Genomic DNA, 18,958 nt, shown 5'->3' on the forward strand with positions numbered 1-18,958 from the left:
CGGCCGAGAGATGTCTCGGCCGGGCTTTTTATTGCCTGTGCATCAGGCTCTACGCTGACGCACCAAATGCTTGAACCCTTCAAACACCAGCACCATCACCGCCAGCCAGATCGGGATGTAGGTCAACCACTCGCCGCCCTTGATCCCTTCACCCAAGATCAGTGCGACGCCCAGCAACAGCACCGGCTCCACATAGCTGAGCAGCCCGAACAGGCTGAATGCCAGCAAACGGCTGGCAATGATATAGCTCACCAGCGCCGACGCACTGATCAGGCCCAGCATAGGAATCAACGCATACAGCTTCGGGTGCGCATCCATCACCGCAAAGCCTTGCTCGCCGCTCTGCACAAACCACCAGGCCACTGGGAGCATGAGCGCCATATCCAGCCAGAGGCCGCCCAGGTGGTCGGTCTTGAGGTATTTGCGCACGATGAAATAGAGCGGGTAACCGATGATCACCACCAGTGTTGCCCAGGAGAAACCGCCGGCCTGGTACAGCTCGTTGAGCACGCCGAGGCCTGCAAAAAACACCGCGACCCGCTGTAAATACGACAGCTGCTCGCCCCATACCAGGCGCCCAGTCAGCACCATGGTCAGCGGTAACAGGAAGTACCCCACCGACACATCCAGGCTGCGCCCATTCAGCGGCGCCCACATAAACAGCCACAGCTGCACGCCGAGCAACGCTGAAGACAGCAGCACACCCGCGATCAGACGGGGCTTGCCGGCTAACATCCGTACCAGCTCCCACACCCGCCGCCATTCGCCGCTGACGATCATGAAGACCGTCATGCACGGCACGGTGAGCAGCATGCGCCAGCCGAAAATTTCCAGGCCGCTCAAGGGGGTGAGCAATGATGTGAAGTAATACATCACAGCGAACAACGCCGAGGCCGAGACCGATAACACAACACCTTTAGACACACTGTCCTCGCGAAAAACCATGGGTACAAAAAAGAGGGGGATTGCAGGAGGGGATTATGGTGCTTTTAGCGTGAGAGGGTTGCGCTGTTTTGGGGCGTTTTTCAGGAAAATTTCTCGCGGTGAATTCGTTGGGATCTGCCCTGTGGCCTGCGGGCCACAGGGATTTTGCAAATCAGCCGCGCGCCACACGGCCCGAGACGAAGTGCTCCACATCATTGAACCCGGGCGTGGAGGAATGCCCCGGCGTCACCAGCGAGTCGATGAACGCTTCATCCTGCGCCGTGATCTTCACGTCCAACGCGCCAAGGTAGGCGTCCCACTGCTCCTCGGTGCGCGGCCCGACAATCGCCGAACTGACCGCCGAACTGTTCAACACCCAAGCAATGGCAAACTCCACAATCCCCACGCCACGGCCTTGGGTGTACTGCTGGATCTGCTGGGCGATGCGCAGCGATTCCACGCGCCATTCGGTTTCCAGGATGCGTTTGTCCTGGCGCGCCGCACGGCTGCCGGCTTCGGGCGCTACATCCGGGGCGTATTTGCCGCTGAGCACACCACGCGCCAATGGGCTGTAAGGCACTACACCCAAGCCGTAGGCGACTGCGGCGGTGATCTGCTCGACCTCAGCCTGACGGTTGACGATGTTGTACAGCGGCTGGCTGATCACCGGTTTGTCCACGCCCAGGCGCTCGGCCACGCGGATCACTTCGGCAATGCGCCAGCCGCGATAGTTGGACAGGCCCCAGTAGCGGATCTTGCCCTGGCGGATCAGGTCGCCGATTGCCGACACCGTCACCTCCAGCGGGGTCGTGTGGTCTTCACGGTGCAGGTAGTAGATGTCGAGGTAGTCTGTGTCGAGGCGGCTCAGGCTGGCTTCCAACGCATTGAAGATACGCTTGCGGCTCAGGCCGCTACGGTTGGGCAACCCGTCGGTGGGGCCGATGGCAACCTTGGACGCCACCACCCAATCCTCGCGGTGACGGGCGATCGCTTCGCCGACGATTTCCTCGGAGCGGCCGCCGGTGTAGACGTCCGCCGTGTCGATAAAATTGATGCCCTGGTCCCAGGCCTTGTCGATGATGCGCAGCGAGTCCTCGGTGCTGGTCTGTTTGCCAAACATCATGGTGCCCAGGGTCAAGGCACTGACCTTCAACCCGGACTGGCCCAATGTGCGGTAGATCATGGATAGCTCCTCTTGGCCGAAACGTACGCCATGCAATACCAGACTCCAAGGCTCTGGGACAAGCCCCGCACGCGTTTCTTCACGCGCTCAGCAACGCCTGACAGCGCCCCTGTAAAAAGCGATGCAACACTTTCACCCGTTCCGATACTTGCAGGCGGTGGGGGCACATCAGGTTGAACGGCGTCGGTTCGCCCTGCCAATCAGGCAGCAAGGGCACCAGCCGACCGGCCTGGATGTCACGGGCAATATCCAGGTTGGCTTTGTAGGCGATGCCGTGGCCGGCCAGCGCCCAGCGCCGCACGATTTCGCCGTCATCGCTCAAGTAATCGCCCGTCACCTCAACCTCCTGCAGCGCCGTGTCCTGGCGAAAATACCACGTGCTGTTGGCCCGGCCCTGACGCATGTAGCGCAGTGCGTTGTGTTGCGCCAGATCGGCCGGTGTTCGGGGCGTGCCATGGCGCGCCAGATAGTCCGGGCTGGCGCAGGGGATGCGGTGGTGCCCAGGCACCACCGGCAGTGCTACCAGGCTGGAGTCCCTGGGCACACCAAAGCGCAGGGCAATGTCGACGGTGTCGCGGAACAGGTCGGCATTGCTGTCGTTGAGCAGCAATTGCAGACGGATGTTGGGGTGTTCGAGCTTGAACTCGTCCAGCCAGCCCAGCAGCACATTGCGCCCGAAATCCGAAGGCGCCGCCAGTTGCAGTAAACCACTGAGACTCTGGCCCTGCTGCTTGATCGCCTGTTCGCCTTCCGAGAGCGCCTCCAGCGCTACCCGCACGCTTTCGAGGTAGCGCCGACCTTCCTCGGTGAGGCGCATGCTGCGCGTGGAGCGCGCCAACAGGCGGATGCCCAGGCGCGTTTCCAGGCGTTTGAGGGCGATGCTGGCGGCGGCCGGGGTCAAGCCAAGCCCGCGCGCGGCGGCGGACAAGCTGCCGGTGTCGGCGGTGCGCACGAAGACTTCAAGGTCGAGGGTTGAGCTCATTTGTAAAAATCCTTTAAAGATCTTGTCGTTTTACCGGGATTTTTCGCTGATTGCCAAGCTGGGAAGATGAACGCTCATTTTCTCGAGCAGGAATTTTCCCCATGACTTCTTCCCTCAACGGCAAAACCGTCATCGTGATCGGCGGCAGCAGCGGCATCGGCGCCGCCGTGGCCCAGGCTGCCGCTGCGCGGGGTGCACAAGTGATATTGGCCGGGCGGCGCTTGGTCTCCGGCAACGAAAACGGCCTGCGCAGCGAACCGGTGGACGTCACCGATGCAGCCTCCCTGCAACGCCTGTTCGAGACCGTGGGACGTTTTGACCACCTGGTCTACACCTCGGGGCCGACGGTACGCGCCAAGACCTTGCTTGAGACCGACCTGGCCGAAGCCCAGGAAAATTTCAACGTAAAGCTCTGGGGCTCGCTGCGAGCGATTCAGCTGGCACTGCCTTTTCTTGACGAACACGGCAGCATCAGCCTGACCTCGGGGCAACTGGGACGTAAATTGGCACCGGGCCAGTTCATCAAGACCGGCATTAACGCCGCGACCGAAGCACTGGGCAAGCAATTGGCCAAGGAGCTGGCACCGCGCCGGGTCAACGTGATCAGTCCAGGCGTGATTGACACACCGGCTTATGCGGGGTTGGCTGAGGAACAGCGCCTGGTGATGTTTGCCAAGGCCGGCGGTGCGTTGCCGGTCGGGCGCGTGGGGCAGACGGAGGAGGTCGCGGCGGGGTATGTGCTGGCCATGGAGAATGGCTTCATGACCGGCGCCGTGATCGACATCGACGGCGGCGGCCTGTTGTAAACACCGCACAAACAATGCGGGGGGTGGTCACACCACTCCCCACATGTGACTGCGTTAGACCTTCAGGGTACGCGTCATCCGCAACGCCAGCACACTACCCGCCACGATCACCGCCGCCAGCAGGTACAGCGCCACATCCGTTGATCCAGTGGCATCTTTCACAAACCCCACGATGTACGGGCTGAGGAAGCCGGCCATCTGGCCCATGGAGTTGATCAACGCCAGGCCACCCGCCGCCGCGCCGGCACTGAGCATCGCGGTGGGCACCGGCCAGAACATCGGCAGGCCGGTCAGCGCACCCATGGTGGCGATGGTCAGGCCGAGGATCGCAATGGCCGGCGTCGTCGCGAAGTTCACCGCGATCACCAAGCCAATGGCGCCCATCAACATCGGCACCACCAAGTGCCAGCGACGCTCTTTGCGCAAGTCCGCGGAGCGACCCACCAGCAACATGAACACCGCCGCCAGCAGGTAAGGGATCGCACTGAGCCAGCCGATCACCAGGTTATCGCTGAAGCCCAGGTTCTTGATGATCGACGGCAGCCAGAAGTTGATCGCATACACGCCGCTCTGGATGCAGAAGTAGATCAGGCCGAACGCCCAGATCGCCGGGTTCTTGAACACTTCGGCCAGCGAATCGGTCGTGGTTTTCGGCTTGTTGGCCAGGTCGGTCGCCTGGTCGGCTTCCAGCACTGCGCGCTCGTGCGGCTTGAGCCATTTGGCGTGGGCAAAGCTGTCGCTGAGCAGGAAATAGGCGAGGGCGCCCAAAATCACGGTCGGGATACCTTGCAGCAGGAACATCCACTGCCAACCGGCCAGGCCGCCTTGGCCCGCCGCGAAGTGGTTGAGGATCCAGCCGGAGAACGGGCTGCCCAGCAGGCCGGAAACCGGAATGGCCGACATGAACAGCGCCATGATCCGCCCACGGCGGAAGGTCGGGAACCACTGCGAGAGGTACAGCACCACGCCAGGGAAGAAGCCGGCTTCGGCGGCGCCGGTAAACAGGCGCAGGGTGTAGAAGTGGGTCGGTGTGGTGACGAACAGCAGGCAGGTCGACAGCGTGCCCCAGACGATCATCATCAATGCAATCCAGCGCCGTGGACCGAACTTGGTCAGCGCCAGGTTGCTCGGCACACCGCACAACACGTAGCCGATAAAGAAGATCCCGGCACCGAGGCCGTACACGGTTTCGCTGAATTTCAACGCATCGAGCATCTGCAACTTGGCAAAGCCAACGTTTACCCGGTCGAGGTAATTGAACAGATAGCAGATGAAAATGAAGGGGATCAAGCGCAGGGTAACGCGCTTGTAGATGGCGTTTTTATCGTCATCGGTGGCCAGTGTGACGGCGGCGCTCTGTGACATGGGAGTCTCTCTTTATTATGATTTTTTGCGATGCGAGGTTAACGTTGATCGCCCACTGAGTCTCGGCCACCTGGCAGGCCGCTGTCTTTGTGCGTGCGCACAGTGAAGCCGCTATTGCGCTGTGCCTGTGAACAACCATCGTTTTCTAGGAAATTAGCCCCATGTTCGAGCTGGATCATGACCTGGCACAGGATATCGTCGATCGAACCATGGCGATCCTGCCCCATAACGTCAACGTCATGGACAGCCAGGGCCTGATCCTCGGCAGCGGTGAGCCCGAGCGTATCAACACTCGCCATGAAGGCGCACAACTGGTGCTCGCCAATGGCCGTGTGGTGGAAATCGACGGCCAGACCGCCAAGCACCTCAAAGGCGTGCAACCGGGCATCAACCTGCCGCTGCTGCATGACGGCCGCCTGATCGGCGTGCTCGGCATCACCGGTGAGCCGGAAGGCCTGCGCACCTACGCCGAGCTGGTGCGCATGACCGCCGAAATGCTGGTGAGCCATCGCCACCAGCAGGCCGAGCAACAATGGCGGCGCCAACGCTGTGACGATCTGCTGGCCTTGCTGCTGGCCGATACCGGCGACTCACCGCGCCTGGTGGACGAAGCTCAACAACTGGGGCTCAAGCCGCAGATGGCGCGTACACCGTACCTGTTCGAACTGGGCGCGGGGCAATCGGCGGAAGCCTTGAGTGCCTGGCTGACCTCGCGTTACCCGGACAGCTGGTGCGTCAGCTCGGCGCAATATTCATTGTTATGGTGCCGTCCGGCCGCGATACAGGTCGACAACCCACGGCTGCTGGAAAAGCTTGATGGCCTCGGCTGGCATATCCTGCGCGTCGCCGTTGGGGGGCAGGCGGATGGGCTGGCGGGGCTGCGCCGTTGCTATCGACGCGTCGGTGATTTGCTCGCCTATGGCCGCGATGTGCTGCCGCAGTCACGGCTGCTGACCCTCAACCGCTATCGCCTGCCCGTGATGCTCTGGCGCCATCGCAACGACGATGCCCTCGACGAACTGCTCAACCCCCTGCGCAAAGTGCTGGCCAAAGACAGCAATGGCCAACTGCAGGCCACGCTGCGCAGTTGGTGCGAACACGACGGGCAAAGCCAGGCCTGCGCCGATGCGCTGGGCATTCACCGCAACAGCCTGCGTTACCGCATGGAGCGCATTGCCGAACTCAGCGGTGTCGACCCGTTGACCCTGGACGGCATGCTTGCGCTCTACCTCGGCGTGCAGTTGCTGCCCCAGGCTTTGTCGGAATGAACAACAAAGCGCATCCGCACTTGTGCACCGGACCGGCGTCAGCGGCCGTGCCAACTGGCAGCATGGGCGTTATAAAAACCGGAGAAAGCCCATGAAAATCATCATCGCCCCCGACTCGTTCAAGGACAGCCTGAGTGCTGAAGGCGTCGCCCAGGCCATTGCTGACGGGCTGGCGCAGGTCTGGCCGGATGCACAGTTGGTCCAGTGTCCAATGGCGGATGGCGGTGAAGGCACGGTGGATTCGGTGCTGGCGGCATGTCACGGCGAGTGGCGGCGCCACACCGTGAGAGGCCCGCTCGGCGCAGCGGTTCAAGCACGTTGGGGCTGGTTGGCTGACAGCCACACCGCCATCATCGAAATGGCCGAGGCCAGCGGCCTGCAACTGCTGCCGCCGGAACAGCGCGATGCCTGTGTCACTACCACTTACGGCACCGGCGAACTGATCCGCGCAGCCCTGGATGCCGGCGCCCAACGCATCATCCTGGCGATTGGCGGCAGTGCCACCAACGACGGTGGCGCGGGCGCGATGCAGGCGCTGGGCGTGCAACTGTTCGATGCACAGGCGCAACGGCTGCCACCCGGCGGCCTGGCCCTGTCGCGCCTGGCGCATATCAGCCTTGAACAGCTGGACCCGCGCCTGGCGCAGGTCCGCTTCGAAATCGCTGCGGACGTCAACAATCCGCTGTGCGGGCCCCACGGCGCGTCGGCGATTTTCGGCCCGCAGAAGGGCGCCAATCCCGAGCAAGTGCAACAGTTGGACGCCGCCCTTGGTCACTTTGCCGATCACTGCGCCCGCGTGCTGCCCAACGACGTGCGCGACGAACCCGGCAGCGGCGCCGCCGGCGGCTTGGGCTTTGCCGCCAAGGCGTTCCTGGGCGCGCAGTTTCGTGCCGGTGTAGACGTGGTCGCCGAATTGGTCGGCCTGGATGAAGCTGTGCGTGGCGCCGACCTGGTGATCACCGGCGAAGGCCGTTTCGACGCCCAGACCCTGCGCGGCAAAACCCCGTTCGGCGTGGCACGTATCGCCCGGCAGCACAACGTGCCGGTCATTGTGATTGCCGGCACGCTGGGCGAGGGCTATGAGCAGATGTATGCCCATGGCGTGGATGCTGCTTTCGCCTTGCCTTCGGGGCCGATGAGCCTTGAGCAAGCCTGCAGCGAGGCGCCGCGCCTGCTGCGTGAGCGGGCGTCGGATATTGCGCGGGTGTGGCGATTGGCGGTGCGCACCCGCTAATCAATCAAGCCCGCTGCCAACTGATCGATCCACCGCTTCTGAAACTCCAGCAGCGCCGCCTTGGGCTGCTGCAGCTCGACCAGTGCCAGCATCGGGTCTTCCACGGCTGTGCGCACACCGGACAATTCCTCCAGCGTCGCCAAGCCGCAAAACGGCACATAGGCTTCGCTGTAGCCGCCTTCATGCACCAGCACCAGGCGCCCCTGGCACAGGCGTTCGGCAGCCTGGCGCACGCAACGGGTCATCAGGCGAAACGACTCGCTGTGCAGCAACATCCGCGCGAGTGGGTCGACGGCGTTGGCGTCAAAGCCGCAGGCGACGATGATCAGTTCCGGCTGGAAGCGCTCCAGCGCCGGTACCACGATGCGCGTCATCGCATGCAAGTAAGCGTCGTGGCCGCATCCCGGCGGCAAGGGAATATTGATGTTCGCTCCCCGCCCGGCGCCGCGACCACGATCCTGTTCACCGCTGTAGCCCGGCGGATAACAACCGTCCTGATGCAACGAGATCGTCAAGACATCCGCCCGCGCCTCAAAAATCGCTTGCGTGCCGTTGCCATGGTGTACGTCCCAATCGATCACGGCGACCTTGCCCAGCCCGCTGCGGGCCTTGGCGGCTTCGATGGCGATGGCGATGTTGGCCAGGAAACAGAAGCCCATGGCGCTGTCCGCCAGGCAGTGATGGCCAGGCGGGCGAGACAGCGAGTAGGCGTTATCCGCGAGGCCCTTGAGCACGGTGTCGACGGCGGCCATGGTCAGGCCGGCGGAGAGCCGGGCAATCTCGTAGCTGCCCGGGCCTATCGGCGCCTGCGGCCCAAGCTCGCCACCACCGGCATCACTCAGCGCCTTGAAGCGCTGCAGGTATTCGCGGCCATGGACGCGCAACAAGTCGGTTTCGCTGGCGACCGCAGCGTTGTGGATGTCCAGGTGATGGCTTAACCCAGACACATCCAGCAGGCTTTTCATGCGCCGTTTGGTTTCGGGGGACTCGGCATGCCCGCTGCCGGCCGGTGGCTGCACCCAGCCACCCACGGGCAAGGTCAATGCATGGGCGCTGGCGCTGTGCCAAAGGCTCATTTCATCAAAGAAAAACGCGGTGGTTCGGTTCATACAGGCTCCATTTCAACGACGGGTTTAGGACGGCTGGCGAGGATCATCGCCAGCGACAACAAGGTGATCACGGCGCCGCCGATCAACAGCGCCGTAAAGCTGCCGCTGACCTCGATCAGCCGGCCGGCGATCGCCGGGCCGATGGCCAGGCCGCCGCCGATCACCAGGTTCGAGGCATTCATCAGCTTGCCGCTGTGATCGAGGTCGGCGAGGCACGCGAGGATCAGCGGCAGGATGAAGGTCCAGGTGAACTTGAACAGCAGCGCCGCCAGGGCGAAGCGCATCAGCGTCGGTTGGCCCAGCAGGAGCAACACGGCGGCGGCCATCAGGGCATAGCCCGCCAGCAACAATCGCAGGCGCGACAGGCGTGGGCCGATCAGCGACGCACAGGCGGCGCCGGCGATCCCCATGACCGTCGCAACGGCCAGCACCTCGCCGCTGTCTTGCGGCGATATCCCGACACGGGCGCCCAGGGCGCCGATAAACGTCCAGACCCCGCCAAGGCTGATGTAAAAGGCCAGCACCGCACCGACGCCCAGCGCGGCGTGCCATCGCGAGCCGGACACCCGCGCGGTTTCCGCTGTTTGTGGCGCCGGGGCGGCGTTAGGAAAACTGCGCGCCAGGGGTAACAACAGGGTCATCAGGCCGGCGAGGATCAGGTAGCAGGCACCCAATCCATAGCGCTCGAACAAACCGGGCAATACCGCCAGGCCGATGGCGCCCACGACCAGTTGCCCCATCACCCACAACCCGTAGACGCGACTGGGGTTGGCCGTGGTGGCCGCACTGGCCAGGCAGATAATCATCAATGAACCGCCCGCCAAGGCACTGGCGAAGCGCAGGGTCAGCAGGTGGGTGTAGCTGTCGGCAAGCATCGACAGCAGGTTGGCGGCGATAAACAACCCGGCAGCGGCCAGGGCCGCCAACCGCCAGTTCACGCGCCTTAGCCACCACAGGGCGGGCAGGGTCGCCAGGCTCATCGCGCCCAGTTCCACCGAAAACAAGTCGCCGATCTGCGAGGGGCTCAGTTGCCATTGGGCGCCCAACTGCGCGGCCACGGCGGGCGCGGTCATCAGGATGGTCGGGGTGATCGCGGCAAACAGCACGATGGCGGCGAGCAGGTTCCAGGAAACGGACGCTGGGCGAGGCCGATCCTGTGTTGCGTGGGAATGAGTGTGCATGGTCAGGCTCCGGAAAAGGGGGGTCAGAACACATGGACCAGGCGCAGCAAGGCCTCGGTGCCGGCATAGCCGTTGGATGCCGCGACGTTTTGCGAAAGGCTGAACATCACTTGGTTCTGCTGATCCAGCCAATGCCCGACCTCGAACCCCAGCTGGGTGTAGCGCTTGCGGGTGTCGTCGATTCGCTGACGGTTGATGCGCAGCGCGCCACCCTCGGCCTGGATCAGGCGAAATGCGCCGTAGGTGGCAGGGCTGAAGTCGTAGGAGGCAAACGCTTGCAGGCGATACAGTGGGTCTTGCTTGAGTTCGCTGCCAAAGTAGTCGTCATTGGTGGCGTACAGCTGGGTTTCGAGGTTGGCTTCCAGCACCCATTTTTCGCCGATGCCCTGGGTGTAGTTGTAGACAAAGGTCGCGCCCCAGCGATTGCCGCCGGGCGAGACGTCGGGGTTGTTGCGGTGGTATTCGCCCACCGGCACGGTGATCAGGCTCAGCAGGCCGCTGTAGGTGCGGGACGCCGGGTCATTGATGAAAAACAGCGTGCCGCCGACCTGTGGATCGCCGAACCCGCTTTCTCCGGTGTGCCGGGTCGCGCCCGGCAGGCGAGCATTGATATCGGCAAACGGCACAATGAACTGCGGGGTGCAGAGCGTGCCGCAGGCATCGGTGAAAAACACCTGCCGGTAAGCGACGGCATTGACCTTGAGTTCGGCCTTGCCGGTGGTGTCGGCCGGGCCGTGAAAGTCCCCGGCGCGGGTGGCTGGCAGGTACAGCACACCGAGTTGGGTGCCGGGCGGTGCACTGAAGAAATCCCGGGCATTGAGGTCGGCAGCCTGGCTGTCGAGGCACAGTAAGGTGCCGCCGAGCAGTAAAGGCAAGGTGCGCAGGGTGGGTTGAGTCATGGCAAGGTGTCTCTTATGGGTGAGGGCAGGGACTGAAAGTTGGGCAAAAGCCGCCCGTGGCCGCCAAAACGGGCAGCGCAAAGAAACTAAAAAAACGCGGGATTATTCAGGTGGGGCGTGCACCAAGTGCGCAATGCGTGCTTTGTCTCTGACCCCGAGCTTGCTGTAGATCGTGCGCAAGTGATGGCGCACGGTATTGGGCGAGAGCCCCAGGTCGCGGGCGACTTCCTTGTAGGTCTTGCCCTCGCCGAAGCCTTGGGCTACAGCATTCTCCCGTGGGCTGAGCTGGGGCAGGGCTCGGTTGACGCGCGCGGCCAACAGGAACTGGTCGCCCACCGCGGACACCTGGATATGGATGTGCTTGCCCTCATGGCCACGCTCATCCAGTGGCACCGGCAAGGTCGGACCACTCCATTGCGGCCATTCGCTGAGCAGCAAGTCTATAAAGCCGCGTTCGGCGCACTGCAACACGCCGTGCGGGCCGCACACCGCCAAGGCCAGGTTGCGCGGGCTGATCAGGGTTTCGCGGGTGGCCACCAGCGTGCGGATCTGGTTGGCCGAGACCGCTGCCACCAAGTGCAGCATCAGGTGGTTGAGCAGCTGGCAGTCTTGTTCGGCGAACCGTTGCGCTCCGGGCTTTCGATACAGGGTCAGGTGATCGCTGAGGCTGGTTTGCGGGTCAATGTGGATGACACACAACAGTTCGCCGATGCCGTACCGGTCGGCCAGCCAGTTCAAGCCAGTGCCGCTCGCCGGGTCCGACATATCGATGATCACCGCCTCGCCGGGCTGAGCATGCACGCGCCCGACGGTCACATCCAGATGACGGACGGACTGCCAGTCGGTCAAGTAAGCCGGCGGCAAGTGGTACAGGCAGCTGCTGTGTTCTTCCGGCAAATCCCCGATCAGCGCCGCGCGGCCCCACCAGGCACTGTCGAAGTGCAACAACTGACTGACGCGCGCCAACGCGTGGTGCTGGAAGTGCTCGATGTCCTGGTGTTGGGCCAATCGCTGCAGATCCAGGATCAGGGTGCTGAAGGCCTGCAACAGGCCCGAAGGGTCAGGACGGCTCATGAGTGTTCCTCTGTGCGACTTTTTATTGTTCTGGTCACAGGGTGAAGGCCGGTACGGTGAAATGACGTGGCAGGGCCTGGGCCAAGTATCGGTGCAGCCGAGTACGATCGCTATCGTTCAGATGCAGGATGCGGCCGATGGGTGTGTGGGATCTTTCGGGAGGTGCCACGGCGCTTTTCCCCCTTCCGGTTTTCCCCCTACACTGGCCGGTCACTTGTCTTTCAAAGGATGAAACACAATGCACACGCCTGAACCTCATATCGTGATCCAGCGCTTTACCGAGGCCCACCTTGAGGGGGTCGCCGCGCTCTATAACGAACCGGCCGTGTGCCGTCAGGTGCTGCAGATGCCTTTCCAGTCGGTCGAGGCGTGGCGCAAGCGTTTGGTGATGGACAACGAGCGGCGGCTACAGCTGGTGGCGGTGCACGGCGGCGAGGTGATTGGCCAGCTTGGCCTGGAGCAGTACCTGCGCGTGCGCCAGGCCCACGTTGGCTCGTTCGGCATGGGCGTGGCGACGGCGTGGCAGGGCAAGGGCGTCGGCTCGCGGTTGTTGACGGCAGCGCTGGACGTGGCTGACAACTGGATGAACCTGCACCGGGTGGAACTCACGGTGTACGCCGACAACGAAGCGGCGCAGGCGCTGTACCGCAAATTCGGCTTTGAAGTTGAAGGCGTGTTGCGCGATTACGCCCTGCGTGACGGTCGGTTTGTCGACACCGTGAGCATGGCGCGCCTGCGCACGTCGGCTTAATCCTGCAAGGCGAACGCCACCGCAGCCTGCGCATGCAGCTCGGTGGTGTCCAGCAGCGGCAGGCGGCTGTGTTCGGGTTTGATCAGCAGGCTGATTTCCGTGCAGCCGAGGATGATCGCCTGGGCACCGCGTGCGGCCAGGGACTCGATCACCCGTTGGTAGACCTGGCGTGATGTGTCGCTGATCACCCCGACGCACAATTCTTCATAGATGATCCGGTGCACCGCCTGGCGTGCGTCCGCCTCGGGCACCAGCACGGTCAGGCCTTGGGCCGCCAGGCGGGATATGAGGAAATCCTGCTCCATGGTGAACGCGGTGCCGAGCAGGCCGACTGTGAGCGTGCCGGCGTCCACGGCCGCCGCGCCGGCTGCGTCGGCGATATGCAGGAACGGAATCGAGACGGCCGCTTCAATACGCGGCGCCACGAGGTGCATGGTGTTGGTACACAGCACCACGCACTCCGCACCGCCGGCCTGCAGGCGGCGCGCGGCATCTTCGAGGATCAGCGCGGTATCGTCCCAGCGGCCGGCGTGTTGAGCCTGCTCCACTGGGCCGAAATCTACGCTGTACATCAGCAGTTGCGCCGAACGCAGCGGGCCGAGTTGGTCGCGCACGCGTTGGTTGATGATGCGGTAGTACTCGGCGCTGGACTCCCAGCTCATGCCGCCGATAAGACCGATGGTGCGCATGCGGTGCTCCTGGCAAGGAAAGTCGCTTCACCTTACGCATCAGCCGCGGATTAGTCATACGCAGTTGCCGGCGAAATGACCGGTGCAGTTCTACAGGTCGAGGTTGATCCAGCCCGGCTTGGCCTCTTCCGGTGCCACGGCGTTGATCTGCTTGCCGGTCGCCCGCTCTACGCGCCGCGCCACTTGCGGGTCATCGGCAAAAGGTATCAGGCTGGCGTCGTCCAGGCTCTGCTCAGACTGACCGCGCAAGCAGTATTCCACCGCGCCATACAGGCACACCACCATCAGTAAGCCGCCCATATCAGGCAATCCGCGCGTCAAGTTGAGCCATGCTCAGGTCGGCGACACGCACCGTGCGCCACGTGTTGTAGGCCATCAGCACCATCCCGGTCAGAAAGAACACGCCCCCGGCAAAACGCACCACGAACCCCGGATGACTGGCCTGCAAGGCTTCGACAAACGAGTAGGTGAGGGTGCCGTCATCGTTGACTGCCCGCCACATCAGGCCCTGGGTTATGCCATTGACCCACATCGAGGCGATGTACAGCACGGTGCCGATGGTCGCCAGCCAAAAGTGCAGGTTGATCAGCGGCACGCTGTGCATCTGCTCGCGCCCGAATACCTTGGGGATCATGTGGTACAGCGAGCCAAAGGTGATCATCGCCACCCAGCCCAACGCCCCGGCGTGGACGTGGCCAATGGTCCAGTCGGTGTAGTGGGAGAGGGCGTTGACGGTCTTGATCGCCATCATCGGGCCTTCAAATGTCGACATACCGTAGAACGCCAGCGACAGCACCAGAAAACGCAGGATCGGATCGGTGCGCAACTGATGCCAGCCTCCGGACAACGTCATCATGCCGTTGATCATCCCGCCCCAGCTCGGCGCCAGCAGGATCAGCGACATTGCCATGCCCAGTGACTGCGCCCAGTCCGGCAGCGCGGTGTAGTGCAAATGGTGCGGGCCGGCCCAGATATACAGGGTGATCAACGCCCAGAAATGCACAATGGACAAGCGATACGAATACACCGGTCGGCCGACTTGTTTGGGCACGAAGTAATACATCATCCCCAGAAAGCCGGTCGTCAGGAAAAACCCTACCGCGTTATGCCCATACCACCACTGCACCATGGCATCGGTGGCCCCGGAATACACCGGGTACGACTTGAATCCGTCCACCGGGATTGCCAGGTGGTTGACCACGTGCAGCATGGCGATCACCAGGATAAACGCGCCGAAAAACCAGTTGCCCACGTAGATGTGCTGGGTTTTGCGTCGCACCACCGTGGTAAAGAACACCACGGCATAGGCCACCCACACCACCGCCATCCACACCGCGCCGGAGAATTCGATCTCGGCGTATTCCTTGGTGGTGGTATAGCCCAGCGGCAAGCTGATCAGCATGATCACGATCACCGACTGCCAGCCCCAAAACGTAAACGCAGCGAGGCGGTCGGAAAATAGCCGAACCTGGCAGGTGCGCTGCACCGCGTAATAGCTGGCGGCAAACTGTGCGCTGCCGGCAAAGCCGAAGATCACCAGGCTGGTGTGCAAGGGCCGTAACCGGCCAAAGGTGGTCCAGGGCAGATCCAGGTTCATTTCCGGCCAGACCAGTTGCGAGGCGATCCACACGCCCATCGCCATGCCGACCACGCCCCAGACGAGGGTGGCGATTACAAATTGACGCACGACTTTATAGTTATAGGCCTGCCCGATGGTTGCGGTGCTCATGCTTGTCCTCCCACGGTTCCAAGTGGCGGCACTTTAGGAAGTGTGGGCAAAACAAAACAGACTCAGAAATACCTCATTACGGCGGATCAGCTTGCTTGGAGCCGCCGGGCTCATTACAAAAAAGCCGTTAATCGTACGGCCAGTGGCTGCATCTGCCATGATCGACGCTAGTTACCTGGCCCACCCAAGGAAATCCGCAATGGACGATGTACAGCAACTGGGCGAGATGCTTCGTCACTACGCCGATAGCGAAGCGCACAAGAAACAGCAATTCGATGTGCAATCGGCCCGCTGGGCGCAAAAGCTCGCAGAGCTGTTCGGGCAGATCGAGCAGTGGCTGGAACCGGTAAAGACCGTGGGACTGCTGGAGGTGCATCGCGAGGCCTACGTTGCCAGCGGCCCGAGCGTGCCGGTGGAGACATCGACCTTCAAGACCGAAAAACTGACCGTACAGATCACCGGCAAGCCGGTCGAGTTCGTGCCCGATGTGATGGGAGTGGGTGGCTTGATCTCCGTGTCCGTCATGGGCTTGACCGCTGCGCGGCACGGCAGCGTTTCCTTGGTGCTGCCCGCGGACAAGAACGACTGGCTGTGGAAAAAGACCAATGGCCTGAAAGACCCCGACACCTTTGGCTTCGACGCCAACTTCCTGGCCTCGCAGTTGCAAAGCCTGATTCCACGCGAACGCGGCTGAGTGTCAGCGCGGGGTCGCCACGACCGCTGGGCTGCTGGAGCATCGCCGGCCGGTCAAACCGACTCGTGCAATAACGCTAATTTTTCAGGATTGGCTATACCTACAGCTCAACATTTCGATGATGACTGCCAGGGAGTTCAATGATGAAACTAAGGCTACTGATCAGCACGCTGGGCGTTGCGTCAATCGCGATGGCAGGCTGTGCCAGCAAGGTCACTCAACCGGATGAGTATTCCGGCTTCCTCTCGGACTACAGCCAGCTCAAGGAAGCCAAATCCCCTTCGGGTGCCGAAGTGATGCGCTGGGTCGACCCCAAACTGGACCTGAGCCGCTATACCGCGGTGTACATCGAACCGACCCAGTTCTATCCCAAACCGCAGGCGACCGCGAAAATCCCCGACAGTACCCTCACTGGTATCAACGCCTACTACAGCCAGGCGCTTAGGCGGGAGCTGGAAAAATCCCTGCCCCTGGCCAATGGTCCTGGCCCCGGCGTGATGGTGGTACGTGCGGCGATCACCGCCGTCAGCAGCAAGACCGAAGGCCTCAAGCCTTATGAGTTCATCCCCGTGGCTCTGGTTGCCGCGGCGGTGAGTACCGGCACCGGCATCCGTGATCAGGAAACCACCCTGGGCACCGAGGCGCAGTTTCTCGACGGCTCAAGTGGCAAGGTACTTGCCCAAGTGGTGCGCAAAGGCACCGGCAAGCCATTGGCCAATGACTCGCAGGTGATGAAAGCTGACGATGTAAAAGGCGTGATTGATGGTTGGGCGTCCGACTTGCATCAGTCGTACCTCAAGCTCAAACGCCCATAAATCCGCAGGGATTGGCCTTGTATCGGAGGGACATGCCCTAATGCCAGTCAGTTAAGAAGCAGCAAGAGCGAAAAGTAACCCGTGGCGAGGGAGCTTGCTCCCGCTGGACTGCGCAGCAGTCCCAGTCTTTTGAAACAAAAAGCTGGGGCCGCTTCGCGACCCAGCGGGAGCAAGCTCCCTCGCCACAGTTACGGTGCTCACCCTTAAATGACTGGCATTAGGACATGCCCGGCCTGACGCTGTTGTGACCGGGCATGAGGTGTTACTTGAGCGGGGTCAGGGGAGGCAGCTTCCATTGACCGCTACCGACCTCAGGCTTGGGCAGGTAAATGCGCAACACCGCATAGAACGGGCCTGGCGGGGCCGGCAACCAGTTGCTCTGTTCCGCTTTTGGCGGCTCGTGGTGCTGCAGCGCCAGGGTCAGGCCGCCATCCGCGTCGCGCTTGAGGCTGGAGAGCATCCGCGAGTTGATCAGGTAGCGTTTCTTGTGGTTAGGCACCAGCAGCTTGGTCTTGGCGTAGTACATGGTCAGCGACCAGAACGCGTCGGCTGGCGGTAACTGGTCTTTGGCGAAGTGCACGGTGTAGCTATGGCGTGCGCCGTTGGCCGGTTTGCCCTCGCTGTCGACGACGTAAGTCAAGTAAGCCGCCTCGTCGGTGGAGTTGCCGAAAAGCTCCGTGTCGGCACCCGCATAGCGGTACAGGTAGTTGTTTTTAAGGTGGTCGCGGCTACCGAACAGCTCCCCGCTGGGGATTTGTTGCGTGTCCAGTTTGTCTTTCTTGAACGCGGCAAACTCGGCCTTGCCATCAGCGATGCCGTCTTCGAGGGCCTTACGCTGTTCGGCGGTCAGCTGGTTGACCTTGAACGGTGCACCTGGCGCGACACCGATCTTGGCAAAGCGTGCCAGCAGGTCTTTTTCACTGTCCTGGGGCGCGGCGAACGCCAGCATGAAGTTCAGGTAGCGGAACAATTGTGGGCTGTCGCTCATGGTTGCCGTCGGCTTCGGCCATTCGATTTTCGGCGCCTTGGCCGGTGCGGCGAGCTTCACATAGCTGCTCAGCGACTGCACTTTGTAGCCACTCTGGATCTGCTTGACCTTGTTCAGGTCTTTTTCATCAAACAGCTGCGTGCGGTACAGGGCGTAGGCGATATTGCTTTCGCTGTAGATCACGCGGTCCACATCCACCGGTTGCTGGCCCTTCCAGTCCGGGCCGGCGATCATGTAGTGGCCGCCGTTATTACCGGTACTGCGAGTGCCCAGGTAGGCAAAGTTCTGCGTGTAAAGGTCGATCAACTGCACCGAGTAGTAACGGTCGTCTTCGATTTTGGGCAGGGTCAGTACGAGCGGTTCGCTGCGCAGGTCCATCCACACGAAGGAGTAGGGCGTGTCCGGGTTCGGTGTGACGACCCCGGTGTCCTTGGGCGTAAATACCTGGGCGGAGTGGCCGATACGGTTGATCGGCGCCTTGAAATTGGCACCGCCCTTGTCAACGGCTTGGGTGTAGAGCGTCTTGTACATCTCCACCACCGGGAAGCCATACAGGTAGGCTTCCTTGGCAATGGCCCGCGCTTCGCTGGGCGTTGCGGTGAAGTCGGCCCAGGCGCCGGTACTCATGAATATCGAGAGGCTCGCCAACAGCAGGCGCGTCGGTTTTCCAATCATGTTGTTGCGTCCTTCCAGAGATCTTTTTTGAGGGCATGGGATTAAACCGCCGAGTTAACCGGTTTATTGGCCGAACGTCACGTTAATCCCTGCAAACAAGCGCCATCTGTGCGCAAATCGTTGCCCTGGCGGGACGGCGCACACGCCAAGAGGGGGTCTCAGGCGGCGGGCAGCATCGATTTGACCTTGTCGCGCAATTGATCAATGGAAAACGGTTTGGCGATCACCTGCATGCCGGCGGGCACGTCGATATTCTCCGCATAGCCGCTGGCGAACAGGATAGGCAGGGTAGGGCGCAGTTCACGCACCTTGGTGGCCAGCTGCTTGCCGTCCATGTCCGGCAGGCCGACGTCGGTCATCATCAGGTCGATGACATGTTCGGTGTTTTCCACCATTGCCAGCGCTTCTGCCGCGTCGGCAGCCTCCAGCACACTGAACGCCAACTCCTCCAGAACATCGACGATGAGCATGCGCACGATGGCATCGTCTTCAACGACAAGGATGGTGGAAGTGACTGCGGACATAATATGAAATTCCCAAAAAAGGCGAGGGTTTACACGCGGCCGTTCTGACAGGCCTCTTCCTTGAGTAA

19 protein-coding genes are annotated in these 18,958 nt (G+C 62.1%); 6 read left to right on the forward strand and 13 right to left on the reverse strand.

Features of this window, described 5'->3' with window-relative positions:
- Nucleotides 1–42: 42 nt before the first annotated feature.
- From rarD to K7431_RS01030, 3 genes are all read right to left on the reverse strand, one after another.
- Nucleotides 43–924 carry an EamA family transporter RarD gene (gene rarD, locus K7431_RS01020; RefSeq protein WP_043206249.1) on the reverse strand — a complete coding sequence of 294 codons (882 nt, stop codon included), beginning with the start codon at nt 922–924 and terminating at the stop codon, nt 43–45.
- 172 nt (nt 925–1,096) lie between these two features.
- Nucleotides 1,097–2,107, reverse strand: a complete 1,011-nt coding sequence (locus tag K7431_RS01025; RefSeq protein ID WP_012724179.1) for an aldo/keto reductase — start codon at nt 2,105–2,107, stop codon at nt 1,097–1,099.
- 79 nt (nt 2,108–2,186) lie between these two features.
- The gene (locus K7431_RS01030; RefSeq protein ID WP_012724180.1) at nt 2,187–3,089 is read right to left on the reverse strand and encodes a LysR family transcriptional regulator; all 903 of its coding nucleotides are present in this window, start codon (nt 3,087–3,089) and stop codon (nt 2,187–2,189) included.
- 101 nt (nt 3,090–3,190) lie between these two features.
- On the opposite strand from K7431_RS01030, the gene K7431_RS01035 reads away from it, so the two are divergent.
- On the forward strand, nt 3,191–3,895 hold the full coding sequence (locus tag K7431_RS01035) for an SDR family oxidoreductase (protein WP_012724181.1): 705 nt from the start codon (nt 3,191–3,193) through the stop codon (nt 3,893–3,895).
- Between the two features lie 54 nt (nt 3,896–3,949).
- Here the strand turns inward: K7431_RS01035 and K7431_RS01040 are convergent, their stop codons facing one another.
- Nucleotides 3,950–5,260, reverse strand: a complete 1,311-nt coding sequence (locus tag K7431_RS01040; protein ID WP_012724182.1) for an MFS transporter — start codon at nt 5,258–5,260, stop codon at nt 3,950–3,952.
- A gap of 161 nt (nt 5,261–5,421) precedes the next feature.
- Between K7431_RS01040 and K7431_RS01045 the strand changes: the two genes are divergently transcribed.
- Nucleotides 5,422–6,528 (forward strand): sugar diacid recognition domain-containing protein, encoded by a 1,107-nt coding sequence (locus tag K7431_RS01045; RefSeq protein ID WP_012724183.1) that lies wholly within the window; start codon nt 5,422–5,424, stop codon nt 6,526–6,528.
- A 91-nt stretch (nt 6,529–6,619) separates the two neighbouring features.
- Complete coding sequence (locus K7431_RS01050; protein ID WP_012724184.1) at nt 6,620–7,762, forward strand: glycerate kinase; 1,143 nt, start codon at nt 6,620–6,622, stop codon at nt 7,760–7,762.
- Here K7431_RS01050 and K7431_RS01055 read toward each other — a convergent pair.
- The 4 genes from K7431_RS01055 to K7431_RS01070 all read right to left on the reverse strand — a co-directional run bounded on the left by K7431_RS01055 (nt 7,759) and on the right by K7431_RS01070 (nt 12,025).
- Nucleotides 7,759–8,871, reverse strand: coding sequence for a class II histone deacetylase (locus tag K7431_RS01055; RefSeq protein ID WP_012724185.1), 1,113 nt, complete (start codon nt 8,869–8,871; stop codon nt 7,759–7,761). The genes K7431_RS01050 and K7431_RS01055 overlap by 4 nt on opposite strands.
- Entirely contained in the window at nt 8,868–10,052 is a 1,185-nt protein-coding gene (locus K7431_RS01060; protein WP_012724186.1) for an MFS transporter, read from the reverse strand. The genes K7431_RS01055 and K7431_RS01060 overlap by 4 nt, the downstream gene beginning before the upstream one ends.
- A gap of 23 nt (nt 10,053–10,075) precedes the next feature.
- On the reverse strand, nt 10,076–10,951 hold the full coding sequence (locus tag K7431_RS01065) for a transporter (RefSeq protein ID WP_012724187.1): 876 nt from the start codon (nt 10,949–10,951) through the stop codon (nt 10,076–10,078).
- Between the two features lie 102 nt (nt 10,952–11,053).
- A complete protein-coding gene (locus K7431_RS01070) occupies nt 11,054–12,025 on the reverse strand; it encodes a helix-turn-helix transcriptional regulator (protein WP_012724188.1) in 972 nt (323 codons plus the stop codon).
- Between the two features lie 238 nt (nt 12,026–12,263).
- Between K7431_RS01070 and K7431_RS01075 the strand changes: the two genes are divergently transcribed.
- Entirely contained in the window at nt 12,264–12,776 is a 513-nt protein-coding gene (locus K7431_RS01075; protein ID WP_012724189.1) for a GNAT family N-acetyltransferase, read from the forward strand.
- On the opposite strand, the gene K7431_RS01080 is transcribed toward K7431_RS01075, so the two are convergent.
- The 3 genes from K7431_RS01080 to ccoN form a co-directional block, all read right to left on the reverse strand.
- Nucleotides 12,773–13,465, reverse strand: coding sequence for an aspartate/glutamate racemase family protein (locus K7431_RS01080; protein ID WP_012724190.1), 693 nt, complete (start codon nt 13,463–13,465; stop codon nt 12,773–12,775). The genes K7431_RS01075 and K7431_RS01080 overlap by 4 nt on opposite strands.
- 90 nt (nt 13,466–13,555) lie before the next feature.
- A complete protein-coding gene (locus tag K7431_RS01085; protein ID WP_012724191.1) occupies nt 13,556–13,765 on the reverse strand; it encodes a cbb3-type cytochrome c oxidase subunit 3 in 210 nt (69 codons plus the stop codon).
- 1 nt (nt 13,766) lies between these two features.
- The gene (gene ccoN / locus K7431_RS01090) at nt 13,767–15,194 is read right to left on the reverse strand and encodes a cytochrome-c oxidase, cbb3-type subunit I (protein WP_012724192.1); all 1,428 of its coding nucleotides are present in this window, start codon (nt 15,192–15,194) and stop codon (nt 13,767–13,769) included.
- 199 nt (nt 15,195–15,393) lie between these two features.
- Between ccoN and K7431_RS01095 the strand changes: the two genes are divergently transcribed.
- Entirely contained in the window at nt 15,394–15,888 is a 495-nt protein-coding gene (locus K7431_RS01095; protein ID WP_043205339.1) for a hypothetical protein, read from the forward strand.
- Between the two features lie 143 nt (nt 15,889–16,031).
- Nucleotides 16,032–16,703 (forward strand): DUF3313 domain-containing protein, encoded by a 672-nt coding sequence (locus K7431_RS01100; RefSeq protein ID WP_043205340.1) that lies wholly within the window; start codon nt 16,032–16,034, stop codon nt 16,701–16,703.
- Nucleotides 16,704–16,965: 262 nt separating this feature from the next.
- On the opposite strand, the gene K7431_RS01105 is transcribed toward K7431_RS01100, so the two are convergent.
- Nucleotides 16,966–18,366 (reverse strand): DUF1254 domain-containing protein, encoded by a 1,401-nt coding sequence (locus K7431_RS01105; RefSeq protein ID WP_012724195.1) that lies wholly within the window; start codon nt 18,364–18,366, stop codon nt 16,966–16,968.
- Nucleotides 18,367–18,524: 158 nt separating this feature from the next.
- A complete protein-coding gene (locus K7431_RS01110) occupies nt 18,525–18,890 on the reverse strand; it encodes a response regulator (RefSeq protein WP_012724196.1) in 366 nt (121 codons plus the stop codon).
- Nucleotides 18,891–18,958 lie beyond the last annotated feature (68 nt).

The sequence above is a fragment of the Pseudomonas fluorescens group sp. genome, assembly GCF_020093335.1.
Lineage (GTDB): Bacteria > Pseudomonadota > Gammaproteobacteria > Pseudomonadales > Pseudomonadaceae > Aquipseudomonas > Aquipseudomonas petroselini.